The organism is Vibrio sp. EJY3, from assembly GCF_000241385.1.
GTDB lineage: Bacteria > Pseudomonadota > Gammaproteobacteria > Enterobacterales > Vibrionaceae > Vibrio > Vibrio natriegens.
Genome location: NC_016614.1, coordinates 1,347,198 through 1,373,560, shown reverse-complemented (window position 1 = coordinate 1,373,560; position 26,363 = coordinate 1,347,198). Strand labels below are relative to the sequence as shown.

The 26,363-nt window shown below is 44.3% G+C and carries 26 protein-coding genes and 1 pseudogene; 15 read left to right on the top strand and 12 right to left on the bottom strand.

What is annotated here, in order from left to right; genetic code table 11:
- Positions 1 to 61: 61 nt before the first annotated feature.
- The gene (locus VEJY3_RS21985) at positions 62 to 271 is read right to left on the bottom strand and encodes a cold-shock protein (protein ID WP_005375625.1); all 210 of its coding nucleotides are present in this window, start codon (positions 269 to 271) and stop codon (positions 62 to 64) included.
- Between the two features lie 368 nt (positions 272 to 639).
- Here VEJY3_RS21985 and VEJY3_RS21980 point away from each other — a divergent pair.
- From VEJY3_RS21980 to VEJY3_RS21945, 8 genes and pseudogenes are all read left to right on the top strand, one after another.
- Positions 640 to 881 (top strand): annotated as a pseudogene (locus VEJY3_RS21980) (alternative ribosome-rescue factor A).
- A 227-nt stretch (positions 882 to 1,108) separates the two neighbouring features.
- Positions 1,109 to 1,855 (top strand): outer membrane lipoprotein-sorting protein, encoded by a 747-nt coding sequence (locus VEJY3_RS21975; RefSeq protein ID WP_014234630.1) that lies wholly within the window; start codon positions 1,109 to 1,111, stop codon positions 1,853 to 1,855.
- A gap of 33 nt (positions 1,856 to 1,888) precedes the next feature.
- Positions 1,889 to 3,118, top strand: coding sequence for an ABC transporter permease (locus VEJY3_RS21970; RefSeq protein ID WP_014234629.1), 1,230 nt, complete (start codon positions 1,889 to 1,891; stop codon positions 3,116 to 3,118).
- Entirely contained in the window at positions 3,108 to 4,343 is a 1,236-nt protein-coding gene (locus VEJY3_RS21965; RefSeq protein ID WP_014234628.1) for an FtsX-like permease family protein, read from the top strand. Before VEJY3_RS21970 ends, VEJY3_RS21965 begins: the two co-directional genes overlap by 11 nt.
- The gene (locus tag VEJY3_RS21960) at positions 4,343 to 5,056 is read left to right on the top strand and encodes an ABC transporter ATP-binding protein (protein WP_014234627.1); all 714 of its coding nucleotides are present in this window, start codon (positions 4,343 to 4,345) and stop codon (positions 5,054 to 5,056) included. The genes VEJY3_RS21965 and VEJY3_RS21960 overlap by 1 nt, the downstream gene beginning before the upstream one ends.
- Positions 5,049 to 6,257, top strand: a complete 1,209-nt coding sequence (locus VEJY3_RS21955; RefSeq protein ID WP_014234626.1) for a hypothetical protein — start codon at positions 5,049 to 5,051, stop codon at positions 6,255 to 6,257. The genes VEJY3_RS21960 and VEJY3_RS21955 overlap by 8 nt, the downstream gene beginning before the upstream one ends.
- A 144-nt stretch (positions 6,258 to 6,401) precedes the next feature.
- On the top strand, positions 6,402 to 8,402 hold the full coding sequence (locus VEJY3_RS21950; protein WP_014234625.1) for a methyl-accepting chemotaxis protein: 2,001 nt from the start codon (positions 6,402 to 6,404) through the stop codon (positions 8,400 to 8,402).
- Positions 8,403 to 8,618: 216 nt separating this feature from the next.
- Positions 8,619 to 9,095, top strand: coding sequence for a Dps family protein (locus tag VEJY3_RS21945; RefSeq protein WP_014234624.1), 477 nt, complete (start codon positions 8,619 to 8,621; stop codon positions 9,093 to 9,095).
- A gap of 71 nt (positions 9,096 to 9,166) precedes the next feature.
- Here the strand turns inward: VEJY3_RS21945 and VEJY3_RS21940 are convergent, their stop codons facing one another.
- The 4 genes from VEJY3_RS21940 to elbB all read right to left on the bottom strand — a co-directional run bounded on the left by VEJY3_RS21940 (position 9,167) and on the right by elbB (position 13,208).
- Positions 9,167 to 9,790, bottom strand: a complete 624-nt coding sequence (locus VEJY3_RS21940) for an HAD family hydrolase (protein WP_014234623.1) — start codon at positions 9,788 to 9,790, stop codon at positions 9,167 to 9,169.
- Between the two features lie 66 nt (positions 9,791 to 9,856).
- Complete coding sequence (locus VEJY3_RS21935) at positions 9,857 to 10,933, bottom strand: PQQ-dependent sugar dehydrogenase (RefSeq protein WP_014234622.1); 1,077 nt, start codon at positions 10,931 to 10,933, stop codon at positions 9,857 to 9,859.
- A gap of 145 nt (positions 10,934 to 11,078) precedes the next feature.
- Positions 11,079 to 12,227, bottom strand: coding sequence for an L-threonine dehydrogenase (yiaY, locus tag VEJY3_RS21930; RefSeq protein WP_014234621.1), 1,149 nt, complete (start codon positions 12,225 to 12,227; stop codon positions 11,079 to 11,081).
- A 330-nt stretch (positions 12,228 to 12,557) separates the two neighbouring features.
- Positions 12,558 to 13,208: an isoprenoid biosynthesis glyoxalase ElbB gene (gene elbB, locus VEJY3_RS21925; RefSeq protein ID WP_014234620.1), complete on the bottom strand. Its 651-nt coding sequence runs from the start codon at positions 13,206 to 13,208 to the stop codon at positions 12,558 to 12,560.
- Positions 13,209 to 13,473: 265 nt separating this feature from the next.
- Between elbB and yddG the strand changes: the two genes are divergently transcribed.
- Positions 13,474 to 14,418, top strand: a complete 945-nt coding sequence (yddG, locus tag VEJY3_RS21920) for an aromatic amino acid DMT transporter YddG (protein WP_014234619.1) — start codon at positions 13,474 to 13,476, stop codon at positions 14,416 to 14,418.
- Positions 14,419 to 14,437: 19 nt separating this feature from the next.
- Here the strand turns inward: yddG and VEJY3_RS21915 are convergent, their stop codons facing one another.
- Both VEJY3_RS21915 and VEJY3_RS21910 read right to left on the bottom strand, forming a co-directional pair.
- Entirely contained in the window at positions 14,438 to 15,328 is an 891-nt protein-coding gene (locus tag VEJY3_RS21915) for a cation diffusion facilitator family transporter (RefSeq protein WP_014234618.1), read from the bottom strand.
- A 175-nt stretch (positions 15,329 to 15,503) separates the two neighbouring features.
- Entirely contained in the window at positions 15,504 to 16,382 is an 879-nt protein-coding gene (locus tag VEJY3_RS21910) for a LysR family transcriptional regulator (protein WP_014234617.1), read from the bottom strand.
- A gap of 284 nt (positions 16,383 to 16,666) precedes the next feature.
- On the opposite strand from VEJY3_RS21910, the gene VEJY3_RS21905 reads away from it, so the two are divergent.
- The gene (locus VEJY3_RS21905) at positions 16,667 to 17,281 is read left to right on the top strand and encodes a class I SAM-dependent methyltransferase (RefSeq protein ID WP_308507402.1); all 615 of its coding nucleotides are present in this window, start codon (positions 16,667 to 16,669) and stop codon (positions 17,279 to 17,281) included.
- 76 nt (positions 17,282 to 17,357) lie between these two features.
- Here the strand turns inward: VEJY3_RS21905 and VEJY3_RS21900 are convergent, their stop codons facing one another.
- Entirely contained in the window at positions 17,358 to 19,331 is a 1,974-nt protein-coding gene (locus tag VEJY3_RS21900) for an acetoacetate--CoA ligase (protein WP_014234615.1), read from the bottom strand.
- 222 nt (positions 19,332 to 19,553) lie between these two features.
- On the opposite strand from VEJY3_RS21900, the gene phhA reads away from it, so the two are divergent.
- Together phhA and VEJY3_RS21890 are read left to right on the top strand one after the other, a co-directional pair.
- Positions 19,554 to 20,348, top strand: coding sequence for a phenylalanine 4-monooxygenase (gene phhA, locus VEJY3_RS21895; protein WP_014234614.1), 795 nt, complete (start codon positions 19,554 to 19,556; stop codon positions 20,346 to 20,348).
- Complete coding sequence (locus tag VEJY3_RS21890; protein WP_014234613.1) at positions 20,338 to 20,676, top strand: 4a-hydroxytetrahydrobiopterin dehydratase; 339 nt, start codon at positions 20,338 to 20,340, stop codon at positions 20,674 to 20,676. The genes phhA and VEJY3_RS21890 overlap by 11 nt, the downstream gene beginning before the upstream one ends.
- A gap of 67 nt (positions 20,677 to 20,743) precedes the next feature.
- Here the strand turns inward: VEJY3_RS21890 and VEJY3_RS21885 are convergent, their stop codons facing one another.
- Positions 20,744 to 22,513 carry a choice-of-anchor I family protein gene (locus VEJY3_RS21885; protein ID WP_014234612.1) on the bottom strand — a complete coding sequence of 590 codons (1,770 nt, stop codon included), beginning with the start codon at positions 22,511 to 22,513 and terminating at the stop codon, positions 20,744 to 20,746.
- A 205-nt stretch (positions 22,514 to 22,718) separates the two neighbouring features.
- On the opposite strand from VEJY3_RS21885, the gene VEJY3_RS21880 reads away from it, so the two are divergent.
- Positions 22,719 to 23,063 (top strand): HopJ type III effector protein, encoded by a 345-nt coding sequence (locus VEJY3_RS21880; RefSeq protein WP_014234611.1) that lies wholly within the window; start codon positions 22,719 to 22,721, stop codon positions 23,061 to 23,063.
- A gap of 18 nt (positions 23,064 to 23,081) precedes the next feature.
- On the opposite strand, the gene VEJY3_RS21875 is transcribed toward VEJY3_RS21880, so the two are convergent.
- Positions 23,082 to 23,390 (bottom strand): cysteine-rich CWC family protein, encoded by a 309-nt coding sequence (locus VEJY3_RS21875; protein WP_014234610.1) that lies wholly within the window; start codon positions 23,388 to 23,390, stop codon positions 23,082 to 23,084.
- 116 nt (positions 23,391 to 23,506) lie between these two features.
- Between VEJY3_RS21875 and VEJY3_RS21870 the strand changes: the two genes are divergently transcribed.
- Positions 23,507 to 23,722, top strand: coding sequence for a DUF3820 family protein (locus VEJY3_RS21870; RefSeq protein ID WP_005375557.1), 216 nt, complete (start codon positions 23,507 to 23,509; stop codon positions 23,720 to 23,722).
- A 78-nt stretch (positions 23,723 to 23,800) separates the two neighbouring features.
- Here the strand turns inward: VEJY3_RS21870 and trpB are convergent, their stop codons facing one another.
- Positions 23,801 to 25,024, bottom strand: a complete 1,224-nt coding sequence (trpB, locus tag VEJY3_RS21865) for a tryptophan synthase subunit beta (RefSeq protein WP_014234609.1) — start codon at positions 25,022 to 25,024, stop codon at positions 23,801 to 23,803.
- 170 nt (positions 25,025 to 25,194) lie between these two features.
- Positions 25,195 to 25,443 carry a hypothetical protein gene (locus tag VEJY3_RS21860; protein WP_014234608.1) on the bottom strand — a complete coding sequence of 83 codons (249 nt, stop codon included), beginning with the start codon at positions 25,441 to 25,443 and terminating at the stop codon, positions 25,195 to 25,197.
- A 206-nt stretch (positions 25,444 to 25,649) separates the two neighbouring features.
- Here VEJY3_RS21860 and pcp point away from each other — a divergent pair, with 206 nt between their 5' ends.
- The gene (pcp, locus tag VEJY3_RS21855; protein WP_014234607.1) at positions 25,650 to 26,288 is read left to right on the top strand and encodes a pyroglutamyl-peptidase I; all 639 of its coding nucleotides are present in this window, start codon (positions 25,650 to 25,652) and stop codon (positions 26,286 to 26,288) included.
- Positions 26,289 to 26,363: the final 75 nt, after the last annotated feature.

The following is a 26,363-nucleotide window of genomic DNA, read 5'->3' as shown; positions in this document are numbered from 1 at the left end:
TCGTTATAGATAAAAAAATAGCCAGCTTAAAAGCTGGCTACAGTATCAAATTCTTTAAGAATTAAAGTACTTTGATTTGCTCTGCTTGAGGGCCTTTTTGACCTTGAGAGATAACAAATTCTACTTTCTGGCCTTCAACTAGAGTACGGAAGCCGTCACCAGTGATTGCAGAGAAGTGAGCAAATACGTCAGGACCGTTTTCTTGTTGGATGAAACCGAAGCCTTTAGTTTCGTTGAACCACTTAACTGTGCCAGTAGCTGTGTTAGACATGTCTATTTTCCTAAATATCTAAATTTGTGTAATCTTTCGCCTCAACGGCGCTTATAGCGTGGAAAAATAAATTGCTATTGCGTACCACAGGACGACGGAGTTACAAGTAATCCAACGAAATGTGAAAACAAAGAACTTTCTTTCTAGCCGTGTTTGAGTCTAGGTTAAATACGATAAGAGTCAACAGATATTAGTACTTTAAGGGGAAATATTTGTATGCAGTCACTATTTAATCTGCTTGTTTTAGAGTAATTTTCAATTAAATGACGTCGCTGTGAATTTTTCACGCATAAAATTTAATTTACTCAATTAAATTGACTTATTTTTCTAATTATTGTCCAATCTGGCCCGACCATTGAGGAGGATTTATGGCAAAGTTAAAAGCTAGTCCTCAGTCGAATGAGTTTCAGCATGATACCGAATTCGGCAGAGGTAAAATAAAAGATAATGCGCTTAAAGCAGTTGTTACGAGTCAGTTATTTAAAACGAGAATCGTTAACGCCAAAAAAGGTAAAGGCAGCTTCAGTCGGAAAATGAAGCATAAAGGCAAAGAGCCCTATTCAAAGTACTCACATTGTGGATTTTGAATAGGGCTTTTTCTTTATCCTAATAACCTGCACTCAAGTTATTAGGTTTGATTCTGCATGATTATTGATGCTTGTTGATTCTCGTTCTTATTATCTATTTCGTCCTAACCTCACTACATATCACACACCTGAGTTTTTCTACTTCACATCACCTAAGCGCAATGAGTTCCTTGCTATACTCAATTGAATTTCATGTTTTTATTGTTATTTGTGTTGTCGACGTAAAGCCAATATGAGTGAGAGGAGCATTATGTTTAAAGCGTTTGTGATCCTGCTATGTATTATCACTTCACCGCTGGCTTTGGCGGCAACGGCGTTTGAGATAGTTCAGAAGTCGGATCAAACCATGCGAGGTGAGTCGAGCTACAGTGAAGCGACGATGGAGATTATCCGGCCAGATTGGCGGCGCTCAATGACGATGAAGAGCTGGACTAAAGGGACAGAACTTTCGTTAGTGCTGGTGACTGCTCCAGCAAAAGATAAAGGCAGTGCGTCACTCAAACGTTACCGAGAGATGTGGAACTGGGTACCCAGCATTGAACGAATTATAAAGATTGCGCCATCGATGTTGAGCCAGTCGTGGATGGGTTCTGACTTCACGAATGACGATCTGATTAACCAATCCTCTATCGTCGTAGATTACCAACATACTTTACTCGGAGAGGATACCTTTGATGGAGATAAGGTTTGGCGAATTGATGCTTTAGCTAAGCCTGACGCGCCAGTTGTCTGGAATAAAGTCACCTTGTGGATTTCTCAGGCGACTTACTTACAGCGAAAAATCGAGTTTTATGATGAATTTGATGATCTGGTCAATGTCATGACCACTTTTGATATCAAAACCTTAGGAGGAAGAAAGGTTGCTACCCGCCTGGAAATGCGTCCAATTGATAAGCCGGGTAACCGAACCGTGTTGACTACGCATCAAGCCCAGTTCGATTTTAAGATTGATGATGACTTTTTCTCTCAACAGCAAATGAAGTTACTCCGAGATTAGGTCGTGTGTCATGAGTAGGGAAGGCAATAGCGTATGCTGATGAAACTTGCTTGGCGAAATTTATGGCGGCAAAAACGGCGGACGTTACTGACGGCCACAGCATTGGCATTAGTACTTTTCCTTTCCCTGATAACACGCGCTTTTCAAGAAGGCAGTTATACGTCGAACATAAAAAATGCGGCAAAGTTCTATACGGGGTTGATCCAATTACAAAATCCTGAGTTCAGCGATACCTTGAGTATTGATGATGTTTTGCCACAAACCGAGTCCTTCATCTCGTCTGCGAAAGATAACCCAAAAATTGATGTTGTTCTGCCAAGAGTTGAGTCGTTTGCTCTCGCTGCTAAAGGTGAACATTCAAAAGGGGCTTTGGTGTTGGGAGTAGACCCCGAAGCCGAAGACGACTATTCCAGTATCAGTGACAAAATAGTCAAAGGAACTTATATCGCTGCGGGAGAAAATGCAGTGCTGGTGGGGGGACGTCTGGCCCAATATCTCCATTTAGACGTTGGTGATGAATTGGTTTTGTATGGCATGGGCTATCATGGGCAAACCGCAGCGGGCTTGTATCGCGTCGCGGGTATTTTGCATTTCCCGCTGCAGCAACTCGACTCTCAATTGGTATACATGCCGCTCGATACCGCTCAGGCTCTGTATTCCCTGGATAAGCAAGTGACAGCTTGGGTTCTCAATACCGAAAACTTACGTGGTTTATCGAGTGTTGTTGATCAACTGCGCCGGGATTATGGTCGAGATGTCGCGGTGAAAGACTGGAAGGCCTTATCACCTGAACTCTCGCAACAGATTGCGCTCGATAAAGCTGGGGGAATATTTCTAATTTATATCCTTTACGGCATTGTTGGGTTTGGCCTGTTTGCCACAATTCTGATGACCACGTTAGAAAGGCAGCGTGAGTTTGCGGTTATGTTGGCGACCGGGATGCTCAGAGGCAAACTAGTTTCTCTACTGGTTATTGAGTCTCTGTTTATATCGGTCATTGGCGTATTGCTTGGCTTGATGATCAGTGCCCCGGTTTTGGCTTACTTTCACTTTAACCCGATTGAAATTACCGGAGAGGCCGCTGAGGTGATGCTAGGAACGGGATTTGAGCCAATCGTGCCTGTTTCGCTCGATCCTCATTTGGCAATGACTCAAATCCTGGTTGTGCTTTTTATCCTCTTCTTATGTCTTTTATATCCAATGGCGCGCTTATTACGCCTTCCTATCGCAAGTGGTCTCAAAGGAGGCTCGCATGTTGATTAAGTTGGCGTGGCGGAACTTGTGGAGAAACAAGCTCAGAACATCAATCATGATTGGGGCAATGGTGTTTGGTCTGATGGGTGTGATTGCCATGATCGGATTTATGAATGGTTTGGTTGATAGCATGATCAAAAATGCGATTTCCTGGCAAACCAGCCACTTGCAGATCCATCAAAACCAGTACTTGGTTAACCCTGAACTGGAGCAGACCATTCCAGACGCTCAAGTGATCGCGGCGACCTTAGCCAATCAGCAACAAGTTAAGGCGGTGGCTGAACGTTTTCTTGTGGACGGAATGATCGCCTCTGCTAGAAGTACACGTGGTATTCGCATCAATGGTATCGACATTGTGCAAGAGCCATTAATCACGCCCTTGGCGCAACACATACAGCAAGGGCAATGGTTGGATGAAGACGGTAGAAATCCTATTTTAGTTTCCCAGAAAACTGCCAAGAGATTAAATTTGCGTATCGGTTCCAAAGTGATTGTGACGCTTTCCGATATTAATGGGGATGTCTCGGGTGCGGCGTTTCGCGTCAGAGGGATATTCAAAACACCGTCGAGTACGTTTGATGATGGTAATGCTTATGTGCGCAAAGCCGATTTAGAGAAAGTCGCCGGGTTAAAAGGCGCCCACGAAATTTCTATCCTTCTTAATTCAAACGACGAGAAAGTGTTAGAGAAAACAAAAAGGTTTACACAGACGCTGCTGTCTAACACAACGAAAGATCATTTAGTGGTGAGGAAGTGGGAAGAAATACAGCCTTTACTCTCTACGATGATGAGTTCCATGGACATTTCGAATCAGGTCATGCTGGTGGTGTTTGTGCTGGCGATGATGTTGGGCATCATCAACATCATGCTGATGTCAGTATTCGAGCGTACCAGAGAATTTGGCGTGCTGATGGCTGTGGGCATGCAGCAACACAAAATCCGCTTACTTATCATTTTAGAGACGCTGTTTCTCGGGCTGTCGGGCTGCATGTTTGGATTGATAGGAAGTGCCATCATGCTGAAAATTTTGAGTATCACAGGGTTGTCGCTTAGTGGCCTTGCCGACGGGTTAGGCGCTTATGGTGTGGATACCTTGCTGTTCCCAAGAGTGTCTTTTTATGAGTACCAGATGATCATTGTGGCGATTTTTGTCGCGAGTCTGTTTGCTGCTTGGTACCCATCGCGACAAATACTCAAACATCGACCTGTGGATGCCATGGCGGAGAAAACTTGATGACGATTAAACTCGAACATTTAACCAAAACCTACAATCCCGACAGTGATTTTCCGGTCCATGCTGTTAAGAGTGTCGATTTGGAAATCAAACAGGGGGAGTTTGTCGCTATTATGGGGCCGTCTGGTTCGGGAAAAACCACACTGCTCAATATGCTTGGGGGCATTGATGCACCGACCGCAGGTCGAGTGGAAATTGATGGTTGCCTTATTTCCGAAATGTCGGAGAAAGAGCTGATTGCATATCGTAGGGATAACATTGGCTTTATCTTTCAGGACTACAGCCTATTGCCTGTGTTAACGGCATTAGAAAATGTCGAGTTCGTAATGCAACTTCAGGGGAAAAGCGAAAGAGAGTGCCGCGAGCGTGCTTCTTCATTACTTGAGCAGGTTGGATTGGCTGAGCAAATGCATAAACGCCCGAGCAAAATGTCGGGCGGGCAACAACAGCGTGTGGCTGTCGCACGAGCACTCGCACCTAAACCTCGCTTTGTTATGGCGGATGAACCAACGGCTAATTTAGATGCGAAAAGTACCGCAGAACTTCTCGATATCATGGAGCAGTTAAGTGAACAAGAGGGCACGACGTTTATCTTCTCCACACATGATCCCAGAGTGATCAAGCGGGCGCATCGAATTATCGTCTTTGAAGATGGGCGTTTAGCGAGAGATTTCAGCAATATTGGTAATCATGCGGAGAGATCTCATGCTTAGGTGGAGGTCAAACGGTTCAAAGCCGAATATCAAAGTGAGTCGCTATCTTGCGTTGAGTTTACTGTTTCTAAACTCGCAAACTTCCGCCTCGATTCCGGGTGTCGAGCCAGAAAAAGCATGGGACTTCGATGGTTATATCAAGTACATGGCCACTTATAACATTCCGGATAATCACAGTAATACGCTTGATCACTTGATTCATAATCGCTTCAATCTGGAATATCGATTTTCACCAAACTGGCGTATTAATGTCGGGATGAGAAACCGTGCTTTGTGGGGTGATTCACTCGATTTCGACCAATATGCAGATCTGGTCGCATTGGATAACGGATACTTTGATCTGAGCAAAAACTGGCGAGATGACAGCGTAATTCTCAATACTCAGTTTGATCGACTGTATATCACCTGGCGTGAGGAAGACTGGAGCGCAACGGCGGGTCGTTTTCGTGTCAATTGGTCGATGAACACGATCTGGAACCCAAACGATATCTATAATGCTTACTCTATTTATGACTTTGATTATGAAGAGCGAGCGGGTACCGATGCGCTAATGGTGAGCAAGAAGCTAGGGTTTGCTGATGGCATCGATTTAATTTTCGCGCCTGTGGAGTCGCCAGATAAGAATAGTATTTCGCTACGCTATTTTGCCAATCAATCAGGCTGGGATTATCAGGTGATTGCTGGGCGGACAAACCGGGACTTTGTACTTGGAGCCGGGTTTGCAACAGACATCTACGAAGCGGGTTTACGTGGTGAATTATCCTGGTTTGATCCGATAGAAAAGCAATACCAAGGCGAATTGACGCAATCATCCATGGCAGGAAGCCTTGAATCGGACTACAGTTTTGGAGGAAAACGGAGCTGGCTTGGGCGTGTGGCGTGGTTATTCATTTCAGAGCCAGTAGATGCTTCTAGCGCCGTCGTTTATCTAAACTTACCTCTCGATGCGAAAACCCTCAGTTTTACCCAGCACACACTTTATGCTGATGTAAGCTTTGATCTGACTTCCCTTAATCGCCTGACGGCATCCGTAAGTTATTACGATGATGGCTCTTATTTTGCGGGTCTTTCGAGTAATTACTCACTTGCTAATGACTGGCAGTTACTCACGGTTGTTCAATGCTTTACCGGTGAAAGTGACAGTTTGTTTGGTGAGACGCCTGCGACACTATTGTTTGCGAACATTCGCTACAGCTTCTAGCAAGCGCATTCATCTAGTCATTGTCTCTAAATACTTTTGTTAATAGCAAATAAAACCTTGTTTTTATGGCGTTTTCGTCCCGTAGGGTTAATCTTTTTGTAAAAGTCGTTATATTTGTGGTTCATCGTTAAAAGGAGTTTATGGATGAACCTTACGATTTCAGGAAAGTTACAGCTGAGTTTTATGTTGTTGGCTGTTCTTTTTATTGCGTCTGCGATCTTTACTTATCGAAATATCACTACCGTCGAGCAGCATGTCTCTTCGTTGCTTACTTCCGATCTGCCGACAGTGGATACCAGTAGAGGTATTCAGCAATCTGTTCAGGCTTCATTATCTTCTATCCGTGCTTATATGCTACTCGGGGCCAATGAGACGACCGGAGCACAATTAAGTCAAGATGTACAAAATATCATGGCTTCCACCGATGAATCTTTGCCAACTTTGCAAGCGTTGATCCCTGAGCAAGACTTTCTCACAATCCAAAATCAATGGGAGGCAATGAAAGCCTCTCTGAATACATTGCTTGAGTTAAGTCACAGCGAAGAAAACCTGCCAGCACACAGTTTATTTATTAACGAAGCCGCCCCGATTGCAGAAGTGGCGCTTGATCAGATCCAAAGCTTGATAAATGAAGAGTCAGGAAATCAGTTTGGTGGCGAACGTAAGCGACTTTTCAAAGTCTACGCCGATAGTTACACGTCACTTGCGAACGCATTATCGGCATTGCGTGACTTCCTGTTGTACGGCCAGCAATATCACCTTGAAAAATATCAGGACCTTCTCAAGTTCCATAATCAATCCGTCGCTGAAATTGATGGCAAGCTCGACATGCTCTCAGACAACGACAAGTCGTTATGGGCATTGTTCAAAGAGATGCAAGCACTTTACTTTCCGCTCGCCGAGAAGGTGATTTCATTGCGACGTTCTCCAGAATGGAACGAAGCTAATCTTCTGATGGCGAACGAGTTATTACCAGCAGCCAACGCACTCGACGCAAGTTTAGAGTCCATCGTATCTGTTCAACAACGTCGGGCAAGTCAAAGTGGTGATGGTATCAGTCAGTCGATTCAAAATGTACTGACTTCAGTACTGATAGCGGCAGTATTTGTCATTGTTGCTGCCGTCGTGATCTCAAAATATATGGGCAACACGATTGGTCGCAGAGTGAAAAATTTATCACAGCGTGCGCAGACCATCGCCTCCGGTGATATTTCACAACCTCCGCTTAAAGTTGTTGGAAATGATGAACTCGCCGTCCTTACCGAGTCTATTAACCGCATGAATGAATCTCTGGCCAATATCGTTGCAGGTGTAAGCAGTAAAGCATCGCAAGTTGATAGCAACATGGTAGCGTTACTGGAGTCCGCTCAGGTTACATCAACCAATGTTGAGAGGCAGCAAAGCAACATCGTTGAAATGGGACGTCAACTTGAAGAGATCGCTATTGCCGCTAGAAATACTCTTGAACAAGCACACCAGTCTGTACAAAAACTGTCTGACTCGAAAGGTGAAATAGAACAAGGTCGTGACGCGTTAGAGCAGAATAAAGGGACGATGGAAAACCTGCATGGCAGCATTGAAAACGCAAGCTCTCGAGTAATGCAGCTAAGTAAAGAAAGTGATGCAATTGGTCGGGTGACCGAAGTGATCGAAGGTCTCGCAGAGCAAACCAATTTATTGGCGCTGAATGCAGCGATAGAAGCAGCAAGAGCAGGAGATCAAGGTCGAGGCTTTGCAGTTGTCGCGGACGAGGTGCGAATGCTGGCAACCAGAACCACGCAATCTACTACGGAAATAAACGATATCATCCATGCTATTCAACGCTCAACACAGTCGGTTGTTCAGGAAATTGAGCATAGTCAGTTACTGGCAGAAACTGGTGCAGAACATATCGAGAATGCAGTGATCAAGTTAATCTCGACTACAGAGCAAATCAACTCGTTAAACGGACAGATGGCTGAACTGGCTGCAGCGGCTGAGCAACAATCTCACGCCACCCACTCAATTACGGGATTGATGGATGAGATAACGCATTCCGTTAATGAGGTGTCCAGCAACAGTCATCATGCTTCTAAAACTTCGCTTCAGGTTAAAGAGCAGGTAACAGAGCTGAATCAACAAATGGCAGCGTTCAAAACCGTATAACGATTCAAGCCATCCGCACATTCTTAAATAGCAGCCCAACCATTTACTCTTTGTCGTTAAGTGGTTGGGCTTTTTTATGTGGCTGCGGTCACTATAGAATTTACTTATCAAAGTTATAGCCAGAACCGAATTTCGTTACTCAACGCTTCGATCTAATATAACTCCATCAGCAGAAATCACTGCAAATAAATTTTTAATTACATACAGGAGCAAGATATGAGCACACAAGTAAGCCTAATTGGTCTAGATCGCGAACACTCTGAGCAACTAGCACAACAGCTGAACCAGCTACTTGCCCATTACCAAGTGTTGTACATGAACACACGCGGTTATCACTGGAATATCAAAGGCCATCAGTTCTTTGAGCTACACGTGAAATTTGAAGAAATTTATACCGACCTGCAAGTAAAAATCGATGAACTGGCAGAGCGTATTTTGACATTAGGTCACACGCCAGCACATGCATTCAGCCACTATCTGGAATCAAGTGAAATAAAAGAGCACCAAAACGCAACATCGGGTGACGATTGCGTCAAAGGTTTGGTTGATGGCTTCGGCATCCTTCTGCTTAATCAGCGTGAAATTCTATTCAACGCTGGCGAAGCGGGAGATGAAGGTACGGCTGCATTAATGGGCGACTACATTCGTGAGCAAGAAAAACTGATGTGGATGCTGAACGCTTACCTTCAGTAATGCATGAAAAAGAATCGGGAAATAAGACAAAAGAGCACTGAGGTGCTCTTTTTTTATTTTTGTAAAGTGGGCTAACTGCTTTGTCTTAAAAGGGATGATTCTAAGTAAATCAACAAATCAGTGAGCTCTTTTACCGCAAGAGACGCGCAAGAGTGGAACTCAGTTAAGTTTCCATGGTGGACAAGACAAGAGGGCATTTGTGCGTTATAAGCCGCTTGTAAATCATATAAGTAGTCGCCGACGTAAAGTACTTCATCGGGCATCAACCGCCACTCTTTTGCTAAAACTTGCAAAGACAAAGGGTCGGGTTTTGGTGGGTAGCATTCGCGCGTGATCACTCGCTCAACTTCGATTTGGTTATGCTCAAGTTTACGTTGGGTGGCAATCAGGCAATTACGTGTCACGATGGCTGTTTTCATCGCTTTTTGATTCAGGAAAGCCAAAAGTTCGTGACAGCCTGTCATGGGTGCAGATTGCTCGGCATCGGAGATTTCGTGATCAAAAATCACATTGTGTGCATGCTCTTTGTGGTGAGGATGTTCCAGTTTTTCTACAAAGTCTAATAAGTCTTGCGACTGTGGACACCCTAGTTGTTGGCGCAGAGCTTGAAAGTTCATATCGGAGCTCACAAGGGTGTTATCTAAATCAAAAATAACGGCTTTAATTTTATCGACGACTAATGGGAAAGGAACCATTTTTACCTCATGCATACTGTATAAAGTATCTTTAAAACAACAGTTTAATTATAAGCTAAATTTGATTTACTTCTGCTCTAGACGAAATATTTTCCCGGTGTCGGTCGAAAAATAGAGATAACCATCGGGACTGATCGTTACGTCTCTGATTCGCTCGCCAAGATCGTCCATCAGGCGTTGATATTCGGTCAGTTTTCCATTCTCGATAGAAACCACATTGAGGTGCGTAAGTTTAAGAGCCCCAGCGACAATTTTTCCGTTTAGGTCAGGGTATTTGTCTCCGCGGTATACCACTAGGTTACTTGGGGCGATAGAAGGGATGTAAACCAGTTTGGGATCTTCCATACCCGGCAGGGATTTCGCTTCGCCAACATCAAGCGGGCCCCAATATTCTTTTCCTTGGGAGACTCTTGCCCAGCCGTAGTTCGAGCCTTTCTTTATCAGATTAATCTCATCGCCACCCCTTGGACCGTGTTCGATTGACCAAAGCTGATTCGTCGCTTGATCGAAGTACAAACCTTGAGGATTACGATGACCATAACTCCAAATCTCAGGCTTTACGTCAGACTCTGTGAAAGGGTTATCTGCCGGGACAGTGCCGTCCAGATTTAAACGTAGAATTGACCCTGCATGAGTTTGTCTGTTTTGCCCGTTATCACGATCCCCTCGATCCCCAATCGAGAAGTAAACTTTATTATCGACAAACGCTATACGGCTACCAAAATGTCGCCCGGTATCAGTAATCGCATCAGCAACAAAAAGGTCTTTCCATTGTGTCAGTTGATTGTTGTGTAAAGTCGCGGTCGCGAGCGCCACCGTGTTTCCTTTGCTGGTTCGCTTACTGTAGGTAAAGAAAAGCGTTGGCTGGGTTTTATCTGTATTTGGTGCGAGGGCTACGTCAAGTAAGCCCGCTTGACCAGTCGTGCTCACGCCTGAGACTGAAAACAGTTTTTCACGTTGACCCGATTCGACATTCAACAAAGAAATGGTACCGTTTTTCTCGTTAACGACGGCCTGCTTCTCATCGATAAATTCTATTCCCCAAGGAACATTGAATCCGTTCGCCACTTCTTTTGCCTCATAGTCGGCAGCATGGCTGGAAAAGGTAAAACAAACGAGCAGGGTGGTGATAACGGTTCTCATGGCAGTGTCCAATTTAAAACGTGTCTGTATTTAAAGCTAACACTGAATTCCTATGTTTGTTAGGCGTTAAACTGTATACAGATGTAAAAATCCCCGACACGAGATCGGGGATTGTATGACGTTGCGAGAGTGAACTCTGATTCGATTACATTGCCGCTTCGAATATTGCAGAGATCTCTTCGTGAGTTGCTTGTTTAGGGTTAGTGAAACCACACGCGTCTTTAAGTGCGTTATCAGCCAGCGTTGGAATATCTTCTAGTTTCGCGCCAAGCTCCTTGATGCCAGCAGGAATACCAACATCTTTCGCTAGTGTAACGATCGCGTCGATTGCGGCTGCTGCACCTTGCTCTGCTGACATGCCTTCCACGTTAACGCCCATTGCTTTCGCCACATCAGTCAGACGTTCAGGGCAGACTTGTGCATTGTAGCGTTGTACGTGAGGAAGCAGGATGGCATTACACACACCGTGTGGTAAATCGTAGAAACCACCTAACTGGTGAGCCATTGCGTGGACGTAGCCTAGTGAAGCGTTGTTAAACGCCATACCCGCCATAAACTGCGCGTACGCCATTTGTTCACGAGCTTCCAGATTTTCACCGTTTTTCACTGCTGTGCGCAGGTGCGCTTGAATTAACTCAATCGCTTTAATCGCAACGGCATCCGTAATTGGCGTTGCCGCAATAGAAACGTACGCTTCAATAGCGTGAGTCAGCGCGTCCATACCTGTTGCCGCAGTCAGAGACGCTGGTTTTGCAAGCATTAACTCAGCGTCGTTTACTGAGATCAATGGCGTGGTGTGCTTATCTACGATTGCCATCTTAATGTGACGTTCTTCATCGGTGATGATACAGAAACGAGTCATTTCCGATGCAGTACCCGCAGTCGTATTGATAGCGATAAGTGGCAGCATTGGTTTTGCAGATTGATCAACACCCTCGTAGTCAGAAATGTGTCCACCGTTTGCAGCAACAAGTGCGATACCTTTCGCACAGTCGTGTGGTGAACCACCGCCAAGTGAGATTACAAAGTCACACTCGTTTTCTTTTAATAGTGCTAAGCCGTCGTTAACGTTGTTAATCGTTGGGTTTGGCTGAGTGCCATCGAACACTACGGTTGCGACGCTTCTTTCGTTAAGAAGGCCTTGAACCTGCTCAACCACACCGATTTGGTTAAGGATTTTATCGGTAACGATCAACCCTTTTTTAAAGCCTTGTGATTGAATACTGTCCGCGGCGTCTTTAAGACAGCCTGCGCCCATTAGGTTTACCGTAGGGATAAAAAATGCACTAGTCATATTGGATTGCTCCGTCGTTCTTTATAAGTTGTTATTAATTGGGAATTACTGTCGCACACCTTTTTCGGGTTCCAACTTGATCTACAACAAATTAAGCCAGTTGGTACTCGTTTCACTACAGGAACTGTGACAGCGTTCTTGTTGCACAGCATGTAGGTGCAACATAAATATAACGTAGCTTAAATATGAAACTAGTAACGTAAAAAATTGTTAATAATGAAGATCTATTGATGATTTATATCTAAATTAGACTAAAGTATAAGAAATCCCCATTGAAATTAGATTTATCAATGGGGATGAAAGAAGTGTTTTTAACTTATCTATCAATAATTATGCTATTTCGACAAGTTTAGATACGAGTTTTTCGATGCCTGAAGCAGCTTGAGAGATATTCTCGGCTAACATATAAGCGGGTGTAGAAAGGACCTTATGTTGCTCATCAAAAACAAACTCATCAACGGTACATTCGATGTGCTCACCACCCATTTGATTAAAGGCGGCAGAAGTCGCTTCATCATTGCCTATTGTTCCTTTTACACCCTGCTCATAAATCATCGGGATAATGATAGGTGCGATGCAAAGATAAGCTGCGGGTTTGTTGGCATGAGCAAATGCACGGCAGGCTTGAGCAACGTGTGTGTTGATTGAGCATTCCGCCCCAGATACCGCAAAGTCAGTTAGGTTTTTTGCTGCGCCAAAACCACCAGGTAGAAGTAAAGCGTCGAAATCTTCGACATGCAATCGCGCCACATCTTCAATATTTCCTCGCGCAATGCGTGCTGATTCCACCATTACGTTCCTGGTCTCATCCATTTCCTCGCCAGTCAGGTGATTGATCACATGCAACTGGTCGATATTAGGAGCGAAACAATGCCAGCTAGCGCCTTCTTTCTCAATAGCGTGGAGTGCCAATACAGCTTCGTGCAACTCTGTTCCATCATAAACACCAGAGCCACTGAAGATAACCGCAATTTTTTTCATTTGAGAGTCCCTTTAGTCTGAGTATTCTGTCTGTTTCTCTTGCATTTACAGACTGATTATTCTCCACAATTTCACTTGTGAGTTCTTTTCATCATAGTCGCTGACTAAAAAGGGGTTAAGCAGAATTTGTAAAAAGTGTTTTATATTTGTTCCAAACTCGTAACGGAATAATTTCTATACTGATTTTTTATAAGATTGTCTGTTGTAGCCGCTCCTTTTTGCGTTAATCTGATGGCTACTTTCGCATTCATAAGCTGTAGGTCACATGAAATCTGCGCAATTTCAATTCACTCTTTATGGTTGTATCGCCATTATTTCCTGGAGCTGTTTACTGGGTATCGCCAGATTGGTGACGGAAAGCCTGGGAACAGTCGGAGGGGCGGCCATGTTGTATTCTGTCAGCTCTATTTTTCTGATTGTTGTGGTGGGGATCCCAAGGCTTTCTAACTTCTCTGCTAAATATCTTATCTTCGGCGGAGCACTGTTTGTCTGTTATGAGATTTTTCTCGCTTTGGCGCTGGGATATTCAAACTCACGAGCGCAGGCGATAGAAGTGTCCATCGTAAATTACCTCTGGCCTGCATTGACGGTGTTATTTGCGGTGTTAAGCAGTAATAAAAAGCCAAGCTGGTTACTTTATCCAGCCGTAACCCTCGCTTTCTTAGGCGTTGCGTGGACGGTGAGTGGGGATAACGGCTTATCAGTGCAGCAAATAATAGACAACGTTAACAGTAATCCATTGGTTTACTTTATGGCTCTGACTGGCGCAGTGATCTGGGCGGTATACTGTAACCTGACTCAAAAGCAACAGTCTAAACACAACGCGATTACGCTGTTCTTTATTGCCACGGCTGTGTCTTTGTGGGTGAAATTTTTAGTAACGGATCAACCAGCAATGACTTTCTCTTGGTCGGCAATGAGCTACTTGCTAGCTTCTGCGGCTTTGATGGCGGGAGGCTATGGGTTGTGGAACATTGCGATTGTTGGCGGAAATATGGTGTTTCTTGCGACGCTCTCTTACTTCACACCAATCTTTTCGGCTCTGTTTTCTTCCGTCATTCTTGGAGTGACCTTGAGTCAGAGCTTTTGGCATGGTGTGATGATGGTAACGGTTGGCTCATTATTGTGTTGGCTAGTCACAAAAGAGAAACGAGCCTCTGCAGTGGAAGAGAATATCGACCCCGTAAATACAAAAAAGCTCCCAAATTAGGGAGCTTTCTTTATTTGTTCTAAGCGACGTTTAGCTGGAGCTGCAGCTTGAATCTGTGCTTCGACAAGCGTGTTGTTAGCTGTTTACGCGTCTTCTCCAACGTATCCAACTCTAGCGTGTCATCGTCGACATGCAGATCGATGTTCACTCGTAGCTCTTGTCCAACTTTGGTGATGCCAGCAACTTTTAGCTGGTGGTCTGATACTTTCTCGATCTCTAGTACATCGTTACCAACCACCTGACAAAGTTCTTTGCTCGGTGTCATCATCAGCAGCTCGCGTAGTGCGCCACATAACATATCAAACGGTACTTTTAAAAAGTAGAAGCCCATCAACAGCATCATCAGTGGATCAGCATAAGCCGCATATTGAGCGAATGGAGACAGCGACACCAACCACGCGGCCACAAAACCTACCGTGACAGCAACACTTAACAAGGTGTCCATTTGCCACTGTTTTGTCTCTGCTTCGATTAGACCTGATGAGTAGTTTCGGCTTCTTTTCGCCATAAACCACCATGCGTAACCACAGCCCAAAACGTTTACAACACCAAAGATTGTCGCAATAGACGCATCGACTTCTCTACCGCCTGTCATCAGTGCGGAAATCGCAGAGTAAAGAGAAAATAGCACAACAATCAAAATAACTGTTGCCTTGATCGCAATAACGATCGGCTCTAGTACGGCTTTACCAAATGGAAACACTGACTTCGATGGTTTGCTAATGTAATAAGAGGCTGCCAGTGACAATAATGTTAACAGTAAGCTGACTAAAGAGTAGACACCATCAAAAACGATCACAATTGAGCCAACAAGCAAGCCTAGTACCATACCACCAGCAGCGAAGCCTGAAGCTAAAAGGGCTGAAATGGTTAAAATATGGTTTTCGTTTCTGCTTGTCCTGACACACATGAGATATACCTTGTAGTTTTTGTTCCGCTATATTCTTTGCTTACAAGGCTATTTAGGCAACCAGAATTTGACCAGTAACTTGTTGAGTGAGAGGGGTTTAAAATATTTTATAATAAAAACAATATGATACAGCATAACCTTGCTGTCATAAAAATTGACACTCAGTGCAAAGTGTTTAGAAGTCAAATAAATAATCGCTGAGTTTGTCCGCTAACCACGTCATAGCAGGGTGCTCAATTTGACCATTTGTAGAAAACATACAGTAGTCTTCTTGTGTTAAACCGTAGGTGTGTTTAATGACCGCCAACTTTTGTTGACGTAGATAGTGACGAATTAGGGGCTCAGGTAACACGCCCCATGCATCTTCCTCTAGGATGGTGTTTAACATGTAATCAAAACTTGAGAAGCCGATGTAGCGTGTTGAGAAAGGCTGTAGTTCTGGGTTGTCTTTCTCATTTAAGTAAACCATCAGCGCTTGCATTTGGCTGCGTAGCTCTTCATCCGATACGCGACGCATTTTGCTTAACCGGTGATCGGCGCTGCACACAGACATCATGCGTATTTTACCTAGTGGGTTATAAACGATATGGGGATCGTCGACTCGCTCGTAATCAACACCAAAAGCAAAATCCACTTGATGCGTGCTCACCAGGTTGGCTAAGTCACCACTTGATGCGAGGATGATGTTAAATGTGGTGGAAGGGTAACGGTTGTTCAGCTTGTGTGATAAGTCTTGCCACAGGTCGTCGGGTAGGGAGTCGTCTCGTGCAACCCATACCTCGGCGTTGAAACCCTCTGAAATTTGGCCACACGTTTTGCGAATACGTTGTGCTATGACTAAAAGGTACTCACAGTCTTTGTAAATCGCTTTTCCCGCTTCAGACAACGTGAGTTGATTGCCTGTTCGGGTAAACAATTCGACATCGAGATCCTTTTCCAACGCTTTTATCGACATGCTGAGTTTGGTTCGGTTACAGTCCAACTGCCTTGCAGCTTCGGACACCGATCCACAATCAGCGATAGTACAGAAGGCTTCTACTTGCGTTAAGTTCATGATTTGACACAACCGAAAAGTAATTTGAAATCAAAAGGGATACGGTACAGAACGATTCCCAAAGCTGTGAAAGGTTAACGAAAAAAACACGATTTCGCCAGATAAGTCTATGGTCTTTTTGTGGTTTTGGGGTACCCTATACCAAGTATGCGTTGATATAGGTCTGACGCTCAAAAGAAGTCAATCATTGTTAGACTTCTTGTGTCACGCTAAAAGTGTTTTGCGCTTTGTAATAGAGAATAGAACCGTTCTCTTTGTAACTAAAGCACTTTCGGCGTCACACGGTGAGATGTGAGATATCAGAAGTGAACATGGAGGCCACGATGGCACAAGATTGGGACGGCTTAGCAAAGAGTTGGGAATCAAATCCCGCAACCACGCAATTTGCTCAGTCAGTGTTTGAACAGTTACAACAGTTAACTCAGCTTGATGGCATTAAAGTACTAGATTTCGGATGCGGAACCGGGCAGTTAAGCCAGTTATTGTCTCCATTGGTTAAAGATATCGTGGCACTAGATTCATCTGAAGAGATGATCGAAGAGTTAGATAAAAAAGAGCTGGCGAATGTAGAGCCAGTTGTTGATACCTTATCTCGAGGTCTTGTTGCGCAGCATCCTGCGTTCCGTGGGCAATTTGATCTGGTCGTTGCATCATCAGTTTTAGCCTTCTTGGAAGATGCAGATTCAGCACTAAGCATTTCGCACTCTTTACTTAACCACGGTGGCTGTTTCGTTCATTTTGATTTTGTATCAGACTCAGGACAAGATGGCTTTACAGAGGCGAGTTCAGAAGCTGCCCTCGTTAAAGCGGGCTTTACTGACGTAGAAACAAAGAATGTGTTTGAAATCACATCAGATGGTAAATCGATGTCAGTAATAATGGGTGTTGGGCGCCGGTAATCCCTAATAAGAACATCAAAAAGCGAGCTTCAAGGCTCGCTTTTTATTTGCTTGCAACCTTTCCATTAAGACCTAATCAGGCTGACACCAGCTTTTTTATTTCTTCCAAAACATGTGCGTTTGCGATGGCACCAATGTTTTCCACCTCTCTGCCATTGATAACTTGTTTGACAGCAAGCTCGACTAATTTACCAGATCTCGTTTTAGGAATGTCACTGATGGCAAAAATTTCACTTGGAACGTGTCTCGCTGAGCAGGCAGATTTCAACTGAGCTTTGATTTTCGCGATCATCTCATCGTTCAATTTTTCGGTAGTGGCTAGCTGAACAAACAGCCAGATTTGCTCGTTTCTATCTACCTCTTTTCCGACCGCGATTGAGTCAACAATCCCTTCAATCGAATTAACCTGCTGGTAAATTTCTGCTGTACCAATCCTAACTCCACCAGGGTTTAACGTTGTGTCACTTCGCCCGTAAAAGAGATAACCGCCCGTTGAGGCATTTCTTTCAACATCATCGCCGTGGTGCCAAACGTTCTCGAACTTGTCCCAATAAGCGTTATGGTAACGCTCACCGCTGTCATCCCAGAATTTAGCTGGGAAATTAGGGATCGAATTGTCACACACTAGCTCGCCTCGGTTACCGATAATATCTTCGCCCTGTGGACTGAAGACTCTTGTATCGACACCTAAACCTGCACACTGACATTCACCACGGTAAACCGGGGAGATAGGGTTACCTAATACGAAGCAACCACAAATATCTGTGCCACCAGAAATAGAAGCTAAATGAACGTCCTCTTTCAAATGTTGATAAACGTAATCAAATTGCTCCGGGTAAAGTACAGAGCCCGTGGAACATATGGTTTTTAGTGATGGAAGCGGGTCGCTTCCTTGATTGGAATAGCCCGCTTTTTCCATGGCTTCCAAGTATTTTGCCGAGGTGCCAAAAAGTGATACATCAGCGCGTTTAGCCAAATCCCACAACACTTTGTAATTTGGGTACATTGGGCTGCCATCAAAAATGACCAAACACGCGCCACTGGCTAGGGTGGAAACATGCCAGTTCCACATCATCCACCCACAAGTGGTGTAATAGAATACGCGATCTTCTGGCTGAATATCGCAATGAAGCTGATGCTCTTTAACATGGTTAAGCAGAGTACCGCCTACAGAATGCACAATACACTTTGGTTTCCCAGTAGTGCCGGATGAGTAGAGTATGAATAAGGGATCATTAAAGTTGATACGCGTGTAAGTGACGGGCTGCGGTGGGTATTGATTTAATATGTATTGCCAGTCTTGGGTGCAAACATCACATTCGTAGCTGCGAGGATTGAGATAGTTGATCTGGCAAACGTGCTTTAGACCATCTAAGTGATCGGAGATATGATGGTTTTTATCTGTCATATCGAACACTTTGCCGTTAAATGTGTAGCCATCGCAAGTGAACAGAACTTTGGGTTTTACTTGGCCAAATCGTTCCAAAACGCTTTCTATGCCGAAGTCAGGCGATGTCGCGGTCCAAGTCGCACCAAGGCTGGTCGTGGCTAGCATTGCAATCACGGTTTGAGGCAGGTAGGGAAGGTATCCAGCAACCACATCGCCTTTTCTTACACCGCAATCTTGCAGCCATCGCTGTATGCTAGAGACTTCATCACACAGCTCTTGCCAAGTATAATTTTGTCTCTCTCCACGCTCGTTCTCAAACCAAATCGCAATATCATTAGGGTTGTGATAGGCAAAACTAAGAAGGTTTTCCGCATAATTAATTTGGGCGTCAGGAAACCAGCTTGTGTCGCGGTTAGGAACCGGCTGCTGCCATTTACTCTCAGCTTGGCATTTTACCGTGTCACCCGAGTTTCCGATTACATCACAAAACAGCCACACTTCTTGCCAAAACTGTTCGGAATGATCCAGTGACCATTGATGGAGTTCGGCATAGTTTTTTATGTCATTTCCTTGCCTGTTAATGTGTTCAATAAACTGGGTGATATTGGCTTCTTCGATGCGGCTTTCGCTCGGTTGCCATAATTTGTTGTACTCGCGCATAGGTTCCTTCTATAACAAGCTGATAACACATTAAGTCTGAAAGCAATCACTAACAATGTCAAACTGGCGTGAAAGTATTTGATGTTAGCAATATCATAGTCTTACGTGTAAATGTAAATAATTTGTTACACTCAAATGCGCGGGCGAAAATGGTTTAGGGATTGGAAGCAGTCAGGAGTACAGATAGGCTTAATGTAAAGGATTTGTTAATGGAGAAAGGTCATGACGCAATATCATTCTAAACCCGTTGACCAGGATGGAAGGGTAGAATGGAGCCTCGAAGAAGATGCAATTTGGCGAGATTTAGTCACCAGACAGATGAGTGTTATTCATAACCGCGCTTGTCAGGCTTATCTACATGGTTTGACATTACTCGATTTGCCCGAGGATCATGTGCCACAACTTCCTGATATCAATCGTGTATTGATGGAAACGACAGGATGGCAGGTCGAGCCTGTTCCAGCGCTTATCGATTTCGATCGTTTTTTTAATCTGTTAGGTAATAAACGCTTCCCCGTTGCGACATTCCTGCGTAGTCGTGAAGAGTTTGACTATCTGCAAGAACCCGATTTCTTCCATGAAATATTTGGCCACTGTGCCATGTTGACCAACCCTGATTTTGCCGCGTTTACTGAGCATTATGGGCAGTTAGGCCAAGCCGCGACGCCTAAACAGAGAGCGTATCTTGCACGATTATATTGGTTTACCGTCGAGTTCGGCCTGGTTAAAGAAGGCGATCAGACCAAGATTTATGGCGGAGGCATTCTCTCTTCTCCGGGAGAAACCATCTATTCGCTAGAAAGTGAAGATGCGATTCGTGAAGGTTTCGATTTACAAACCGTGCTGAGAACGCCTTATCGCATCGATATCATGCAACCGAAATACTATGTAATCGACGATTTTTCACAGCTTTATCAAATCAGTCAATTAAACCTATTAAAGCAAGCCGATATGGCTATTGGGGCCGGATTGTTGCCACCACTATTTGAACCAAAGGAACCTGCTCATGTTGAATGAACAAAAATGCGAAGCTTGTAGTCTTGATGCCATTGCGCTGAGTAAAGAGGAGCAACAGTCACTGCTGCTGCAACTTACTGATTGGCAGATTTTTGAAAGAGAGGGGATTCCTCAGTTAGAAAAAGTGTATAAGTTTAAAAACTTCAAACAGGCTTGGGCGTTTAGTAATAAAATTGCTGAACTGGCAGAAGATGAATTTCATCACCCTTCGATTTTACTAGAGTGGGGTAAAGTCACGGTGACATGGTGGAGCCATTCAATAAAAGGGCTGCATAAGAACGACTTTATCTGCGCATCGAAATGTGATGGTTTAGCTCTTACCGAATAAGAGGTATTTAGCTTTATACTAGACGCCCGAACATAAGTTCGGGCGTCTTTTTTAGAGCAATTGGGCCTTAGAGCTCGATACGATAGACAGAAGTCGTGCCAGAAACTTCATTCCCAACTGCGATAAAGTGACCACTGTTACGGGTGAAGTAATTAATCGATTCTGGTCCGAGATCGCCAGCTTTTGGATTGTAGGTATCATTCGCGCACTCGCTCTCTTCCACTTGTGTGCAAACCGGCTGCTCGTAGTTACGGTGGTTCACATAGTGAAGGAAGACCGCTTGGCTTGGCTCACTAATATCGTAAACCATGATCCCGCCTTGGCGCTCAAGGCCAATAAATGCGTAGTGACGTCCGTTTATTTCTGCGGTTTCGATTGCTTCAGGTTCAATACCTTTGTCATCACTGCGATCATCACCGCTACTATTACTGTCGTTGGTGCTGTTAAAGTGTTTGCCTTCATTCATTAAAGCGATGGTTGCAAAGTCATCACCACTGTCGAAAACCAGTTCACCATCTTCATCCCATATTGAAAAAGAACGAGCACCAAACGCTTGTACATTATCCGTAGCAGTTAATGTCTGTTCCGGTTTGATGACTTTTAGTCGCGCTAGAAATGAGTTGTCTTTTAGTGCTGCTGCCAGTGGATGATCGCTCGCGACTTTAAGCTTTTTACCACGAACCTCATCAACGTGACTGAGACAAGTGCCTTCTTTGCTGGCGTAGTCGCTTGTACCTTGATAGTCATCTTCATCCCACTTAAAGTTGACCTGCTCACAACGCTCTTGTGTGGTTTTGATGCCATACTCACGACCGTCTCCTTCGTTGGCAGAGACTATGTAGCTTTTACCGTTAACTGAATAGCTGTCGAGGGTGTCTGGCATATATAAGCCAACCAATTGCGGGTAGCTCTTAAAGTTGCCGACTATTTTGTCTTTGTTGGATGCATCCAATTTAGCGTCAGACCATGATTTCTCGCCTAACCCGACAATTTTCTCAACCGATTTGCTTTCAGGATTAATGATTGCCATGGCATTGTTTTCTTGTAACGCTACGTAAATTTTACCGTTGTCAGCAAAGGTCAAGTATTCTGGTTCTAAGTCTTGAGCCACGCTTGCGTTCGGTCCAGAAATACGCACGCTATCAGATAATTCACTGGCACGAGGACCATCAAATTGCTCGAAACCAATTTGCGTGACTTCGGCGTTGGTGAGCCCTTGGCCTAAATCCACTAATGTAATACTGCCTTTTGGGTCAATACGGTAATCACCGCTTGGCTCTCCTTCATTGGCGGTCGCGATGTAACGGCCATCCTTTGAAAACCCGACCATATCTGGCAGCGCACCAGCAGGATAGGTCGTTACAAGAGACAAGTTATCCGATCGATAAAGCGCGATAATGCCGTTTTCTTGTTTGTTGCTGTTCTCAATAGCAACCGCAACGAGGCCATTGGAGACAGCTACACTGTTGGCGGCGCCGATATCAATCGATGCGGCTTCACCAGCGCCATTTAAATCTATAAACGCGGTTTGCGATGGGCGGCTGTTTTCGTCCATGGATAGGACATCGATGCGTTTTGCCTGAGCATTGACCACATAAAGTTTATCTGTACACCCATCATAGCTAACAATCTCTGCTGCTGATGTATCAAAAGGTGCATCCGCGATAGACGTTCCTACTAGCGTCAGCCCTTGAATAGAGGTTTCGCCAGCAATCGGTGCAGTGGTCGCTTTACACTGAGCACGGAAGGATGCCAATGTATCCTCTGGCTGTGAAGAACATGCGATGGCAAGTGACGAAAGTGCTAAAACACCTATTGCTTTAAATGGGGTGGACATGATATCTCCTTATCAATCCGATACAATGTGGCTCAATGCATAATTTTTTAATAAATATTCACTAATCTTCGTGAATGCTTTTGAAGCATTGATTGACGTATGTTTTGGTAAGGCTATGAATATATGTATGATTAATGACTCTTATATTGGCTTTTTATTAAACAAATATGTCATCGGTATGTTGGCATAACAAATTGGAATGAAAATGGAACTACAACAATTTTTAGATGCAGTAGCGTCGACACCAGAAAAGATTGAATTTGAAACGACCATCGCGGTGATAGAGGCGAACTACGAGTTCACACCAACTGCATTTACTAATGGTGCGACCGAAAATGGAGCCGGTGAAAACAATGGCTCGTGCAAAATCTTTGCATTTGGTCTGCTTAATAACTTAGACAAGGAAGCCACACTGGCCTGTTTTGGACGTTTTTACCGTGAAGATGTTTTACAACATCCAGAAAACGATGATCATCAGAACATTCGTAATTTTATGGTGAGCGGCTGGGATGGTGTTAAGTTTGAATCGCCAGCACTAAAAGCTAAGTAATCAAATAGAGCCAGTCGATTAAGCGACTGGCTTTTTTTCCAAACATTTTCTACACAAACACAATTGGCCTTCGTCAGGCTTGGGTAAATCTCTGGTCTCGACACCGAAACACCAACAAGTCTCTTTTCCTGCTGAGATGTCACAGTGTGCTTGAGTTCCGCATTCTGGGCATGAATGGGTAGACGCACCACCGGCAATTTGATTGATCAGACTATCTCGTTGTTCATCCGTTTTGTCTTTCCACTGGATGATCTCTTCTATCGTTCTGTGACAACCAGAACAGATGCCGCCATTGTTTTTACAGGCAGCACGACAAGGTGACTTCATTACTTTCTCGTTCTATGTTCGAATGCGGCCTACTTTAGCATAAAGCACAGTGAAACTGGTCGGGAGATCGCACCAGTGATACCCTAAGGATAATTACGTTAATCACAGTCCGACTTATGTTAGAAAAAGAAAACCTGATAAAACTAGCAAGAATGCAAATGCCTTTTGGGAAATACGCGGGAAGAGTGTTGATTGATCTTCCAGAGGAATATTTGCTGTGGTTCGATAAAAAAGGGTGGCCAAGCGGTGAGCTTGGGGACTTGCTCAAGTTGTGTTTAGCGCTAAAAATCGAAGGTTTAGATAGCGTCGTTAAGCCACTAAAGCGAATGTGAGGCCAAAAAGCCTATTCACAGATGCTAAATACAACAAAGCCACCTAATTTAGGTGGCTTTACGTTAATACAATAAGGTTTAGATTAGCGATTCGATACCGTATTTTGCGCCGTAGTTTTCGACCACAAAATCAATATCTTTGTCACCTCGGCCAGACAAGTTGATGAGAATCGACCCTTTTTCTCCTTGTTTCGCCATTTTTATCGCGTAAGCCACTGCGTGAGACGACTCTATCGCAGGGATAATGCCTTCCTCTCGTGATAGTTCAAAGAAAGCGTCTATTGCTTCGTCATCAGTGATCGAACCGTAATTCACGCGGCCGATATCTTTTAGGTAACTGTGTTGCGGGCCAACAGATGGGTAGTCTAGTCCACTTGCCACAGAATAAACTTCTTGAGGTTCACCTTGTTCGTCTTTCAGCATGTAAGATTTAAAACCATGCATGATGCCAGGTTCGCCCAAGCTAAGCGTTGCCGCGTGTTCCCCCACTTTCTCTAAAGAACGACCCGCTGGCTCAACACCGTGAATCGCGACCTGTTCGTCTTCTAAAAAGGCACTGAATAAGCCCATAGCATTGGAACCACCGCCCACGCATGCCACGAGGTTGTTCGGTAGTTTGCCCGTCATTTCTTTAAACTGAACTCGTGCTTCGTTACCAATAATCGATTGGAAATCACGAACCATTTTAGGGAATGGGTGAGGGCCTACTACAGAGCCAATGGCGTAAAGCTGAGTCTCTGGATCTTTTAAATAAGCTTCAAATGCTGCGTCTACCGCTTCTTTCAGCGTTTTGCGTCCGTGCGTCGCAGGAATCACGTTAGCGCCTAGAATTCTCATTCGAACCACGTTAGGGTGCTCTTTAGCGATGTCCACTTCGCCCATGTAAATATCGCACTCTAATCCGACAAGAGCCGCTGCTGTCGCTAACGCAACGCCATGTTGACCTGCGCCTGTCTCTGCGATCAATTTCTTTTTACCCATCTTTTTCGCGAGAATGGCTTCCCCTAAACAGTGGTTAATTTTGTGCGCGCCAGTGTGGTTAAGATCTTCGCGTTTCAGGTAGATATCAGCGCCATATTTTTTGGACAAATTCTCAGCATGGAAAATCGGACTCGGTCGACCCACAAAGTGTTTGTAAAGGCGTGCCAGCTCAGTTTTAAATTCTGGGTCTTTACAGCATTCTTCGTAGGCAGCATTGATGTCTCGCATGATTTGCTCAAGCTCTGGTGGTACAAAGCTGCCGCCATATTCGCCAAAGAATCCTTCATTGTTGGGCATTGTGTAGTCGAAAGAGTTATTCATTTTTCACGTCCTAATTTTTATGATTAGTACGTTATACCCAAAATCTTATGCGTATTGTGTGATCAGTTGCCTAAATCTTGATGTTGTTATCGTGAACTAGTTGATTAGTACATAGTTAATACAAAAAAGCTTGCTTATCAAAAGCAAGCTAGTGGTTAGCCATATTCACATTAATGTGCACGACGTGGGCCATTTTGAACGATATCTTTACCGTTCTCGTAAACGTGTGCTGAAACCCAACGACCCAGAATAAGCTGGTGGTTGTCTCCTAGTACCGCGACAAATGGGCGGCCATCGCTATTGGTTTTAGCAAGTGCAATTCCTGCCACACCTTCAAGGCCAAGAGCACCGCTTTCAACCAGGTGCAAAAAGGCTTCCAGCTCTTCAATAGTTTCGATCACTTGATCATCAATGTTCATTGTATTCAATCTCTTCGAATCGCAGATATTTTGTGGCGCGTACTCTACCTAAGTTAAGACGAGAAACCAAGTTTCTGGTACTTTCGGTAAAACTTTCTACGGTCTTCACATAATATTTAAGAGTGAATAGGGCAATCAAATTAGTATTTGGACTAGCGAAGCAGGAGTGCAATAATTTTGCTAATCCCAATTAATTGAAAACGCACATGAAAAAAGTATTGATTACTGGCTTTGAACCTTTTGGCGGCGATGCCATCAACCCTGCTTTAGAAGCGATCAAGAGGTTAGAAGGAGAGGCCATTGATGACGGTTTTATTGTCACTTGCCACGTGCCTGTCACGCGATATGACTCAATTAATACAGTGATAGAAGCGATAGAACAGCATCAGCCAGATTGTGTGATAACCGTTGGGCAAGCGGCTGGCCGTGCCGCCATTACCCCTGAGCGTGTTGCTATCAACGTGGATGACTTTCGAATTCCTGACAATCAAGGTCACCAACCGATTGATGAGCCCATCATTGCCGATGGTCCTGACGCTTATTTCACGACTTTACCGCTCAAGCGTGTCGTTCAGACTTTGCAACAACAAGGGATTCCTTGCCAAGTTTCTAACAGTGCGGGAACGTTCGTTTGCAATCACCTTTTTTATGGTTTGCAACACTACCTTAGAGATAAGCCTTTACGGCATGGTTTTGTCCATATTCCACTGTTACCCGAACAAAACACACTCGGTAACCAGCCTACAATGTCATTAGATACCATAGTGGAAGCGCTGCGGTTGATGGCGCAAGTGGTTGTTCACCATGACACTGATATTACTGTCACAGGCGGAAAGATTTGCTAACCACAGCTTAACGTTAACCGCTTGCAGATTTCTCGAAGAGATATTTATCTTTAATATTATCAACGTGAGTGATTG

What these genes read in the sequence shown, in the direction of transcription:
- VEJY3_RS21950 (WP_014234625.1), top strand. Translation starts at nt 6,402, where the DNA reads ATGAACCTTACGATTTCAGGAAAGTTACAGCTGAGTTTTATGTTGTTG.
- VEJY3_RS21935 (WP_014234622.1), bottom strand. Translation starts at nt 10,933, where the DNA reads ATGAGAACCGTTATCACCACCCTGCTCGTTTGTTTTACCTTTTCCAGC.
- elbB (WP_014234620.1), bottom strand. Translation starts at nt 13,208, where the DNA reads ATGAAAAAAATTGCGGTTATCTTCAGTGGCTCTGGTGTTTATGATGGA.
- VEJY3_RS21955 (WP_014234626.1), top strand. Translation starts at nt 5,049, where the DNA reads ATGCTTAGGTGGAGGTCAAACGGTTCAAAGCCGAATATCAAAGTGAGT.
- VEJY3_RS21975 (WP_014234630.1), top strand. Translation starts at nt 1,109, where the DNA reads ATGTTTAAAGCGTTTGTGATCCTGCTATGTATTATCACTTCACCGCTG.
- VEJY3_RS21940 (WP_014234623.1), bottom strand. Translation starts at nt 9,790, where the DNA reads ATGGTTCCTTTCCCATTAGTCGTCGATAAAATTAAAGCCGTTATTTTT.
- VEJY3_RS21985 (WP_005375625.1), bottom strand. Translation starts at nt 271, where the DNA reads ATGTCTAACACAGCTACTGGCACAGTTAAGTGGTTCAACGAAACTAAA.
- VEJY3_RS21960 (WP_014234627.1), top strand. Translation starts at nt 4,343, where the DNA reads ATGACGATTAAACTCGAACATTTAACCAAAACCTACAATCCCGACAGT.
- VEJY3_RS21945 (WP_014234624.1), top strand. Translation starts at nt 8,619, where the DNA reads ATGAGCACACAAGTAAGCCTAATTGGTCTAGATCGCGAACACTCTGAG.
- pcp (WP_014234607.1), top strand. Translation starts at nt 25,650, where the DNA reads ATGAAAAAAGTATTGATTACTGGCTTTGAACCTTTTGGCGGCGATGCC.
- VEJY3_RS21900 (WP_014234615.1), bottom strand. Translation starts at nt 19,331, where the DNA reads ATGCGCGAGTACAACAAATTATGGCAACCGAGCGAAAGCCGCATCGAA.
- yddG (WP_014234619.1), top strand. Translation starts at nt 13,474, where the DNA reads ATGAAATCTGCGCAATTTCAATTCACTCTTTATGGTTGTATCGCCATT.
- VEJY3_RS21875 (WP_014234610.1), bottom strand. Translation starts at nt 23,390, where the DNA reads ATGAAGTCACCTTGTCGTGCTGCCTGTAAAAACAATGGCGGCATCTGT.
- phhA (WP_014234614.1), top strand. Translation starts at nt 19,554, where the DNA reads ATGACGCAATATCATTCTAAACCCGTTGACCAGGATGGAAGGGTAGAA.
- VEJY3_RS21890 (WP_014234613.1), top strand. Translation starts at nt 20,338, where the DNA reads ATGTTGAATGAACAAAAATGCGAAGCTTGTAGTCTTGATGCCATTGCG.
- yiaY (WP_014234621.1), bottom strand. Translation starts at nt 12,227, where the DNA reads ATGACTAGTGCATTTTTTATCCCTACGGTAAACCTAATGGGCGCAGGC.
- trpB (WP_014234609.1), bottom strand. Translation starts at nt 25,024, where the DNA reads ATGAATAACTCTTTCGACTACACAATGCCCAACAATGAAGGATTCTTT.
- VEJY3_RS21965 (WP_014234628.1), top strand. Translation starts at nt 3,108, where the DNA reads ATGTTGATTAAGTTGGCGTGGCGGAACTTGTGGAGAAACAAGCTCAGA.
- VEJY3_RS21880 (WP_014234611.1), top strand. Translation starts at nt 22,719, where the DNA reads ATGGAACTACAACAATTTTTAGATGCAGTAGCGTCGACACCAGAAAAG.
- VEJY3_RS21870 (WP_005375557.1), top strand. Translation starts at nt 23,507, where the DNA reads ATGTTAGAAAAAGAAAACCTGATAAAACTAGCAAGAATGCAAATGCCT.
- VEJY3_RS21915 (WP_014234618.1), bottom strand. Translation starts at nt 15,328, where the DNA reads ATGTGTGTCAGGACAAGCAGAAACGAAAACCATATTTTAACCATTTCA.
- VEJY3_RS21970 (WP_014234629.1), top strand. Translation starts at nt 1,889, where the DNA reads ATGCTGATGAAACTTGCTTGGCGAAATTTATGGCGGCAAAAACGGCGG.
- VEJY3_RS21885 (WP_014234612.1), bottom strand. Translation starts at nt 22,513, where the DNA reads ATGTCCACCCCATTTAAAGCAATAGGTGTTTTAGCACTTTCGTCACTT.
- VEJY3_RS21910 (WP_014234617.1), bottom strand. Translation starts at nt 16,382, where the DNA reads ATGAACTTAACGCAAGTAGAAGCCTTCTGTACTATCGCTGATTGTGGA.
- VEJY3_RS21860 (WP_014234608.1), bottom strand. Translation starts at nt 25,443, where the DNA reads ATGAACATTGATGATCAAGTGATCGAAACTATTGAAGAGCTGGAAGCC.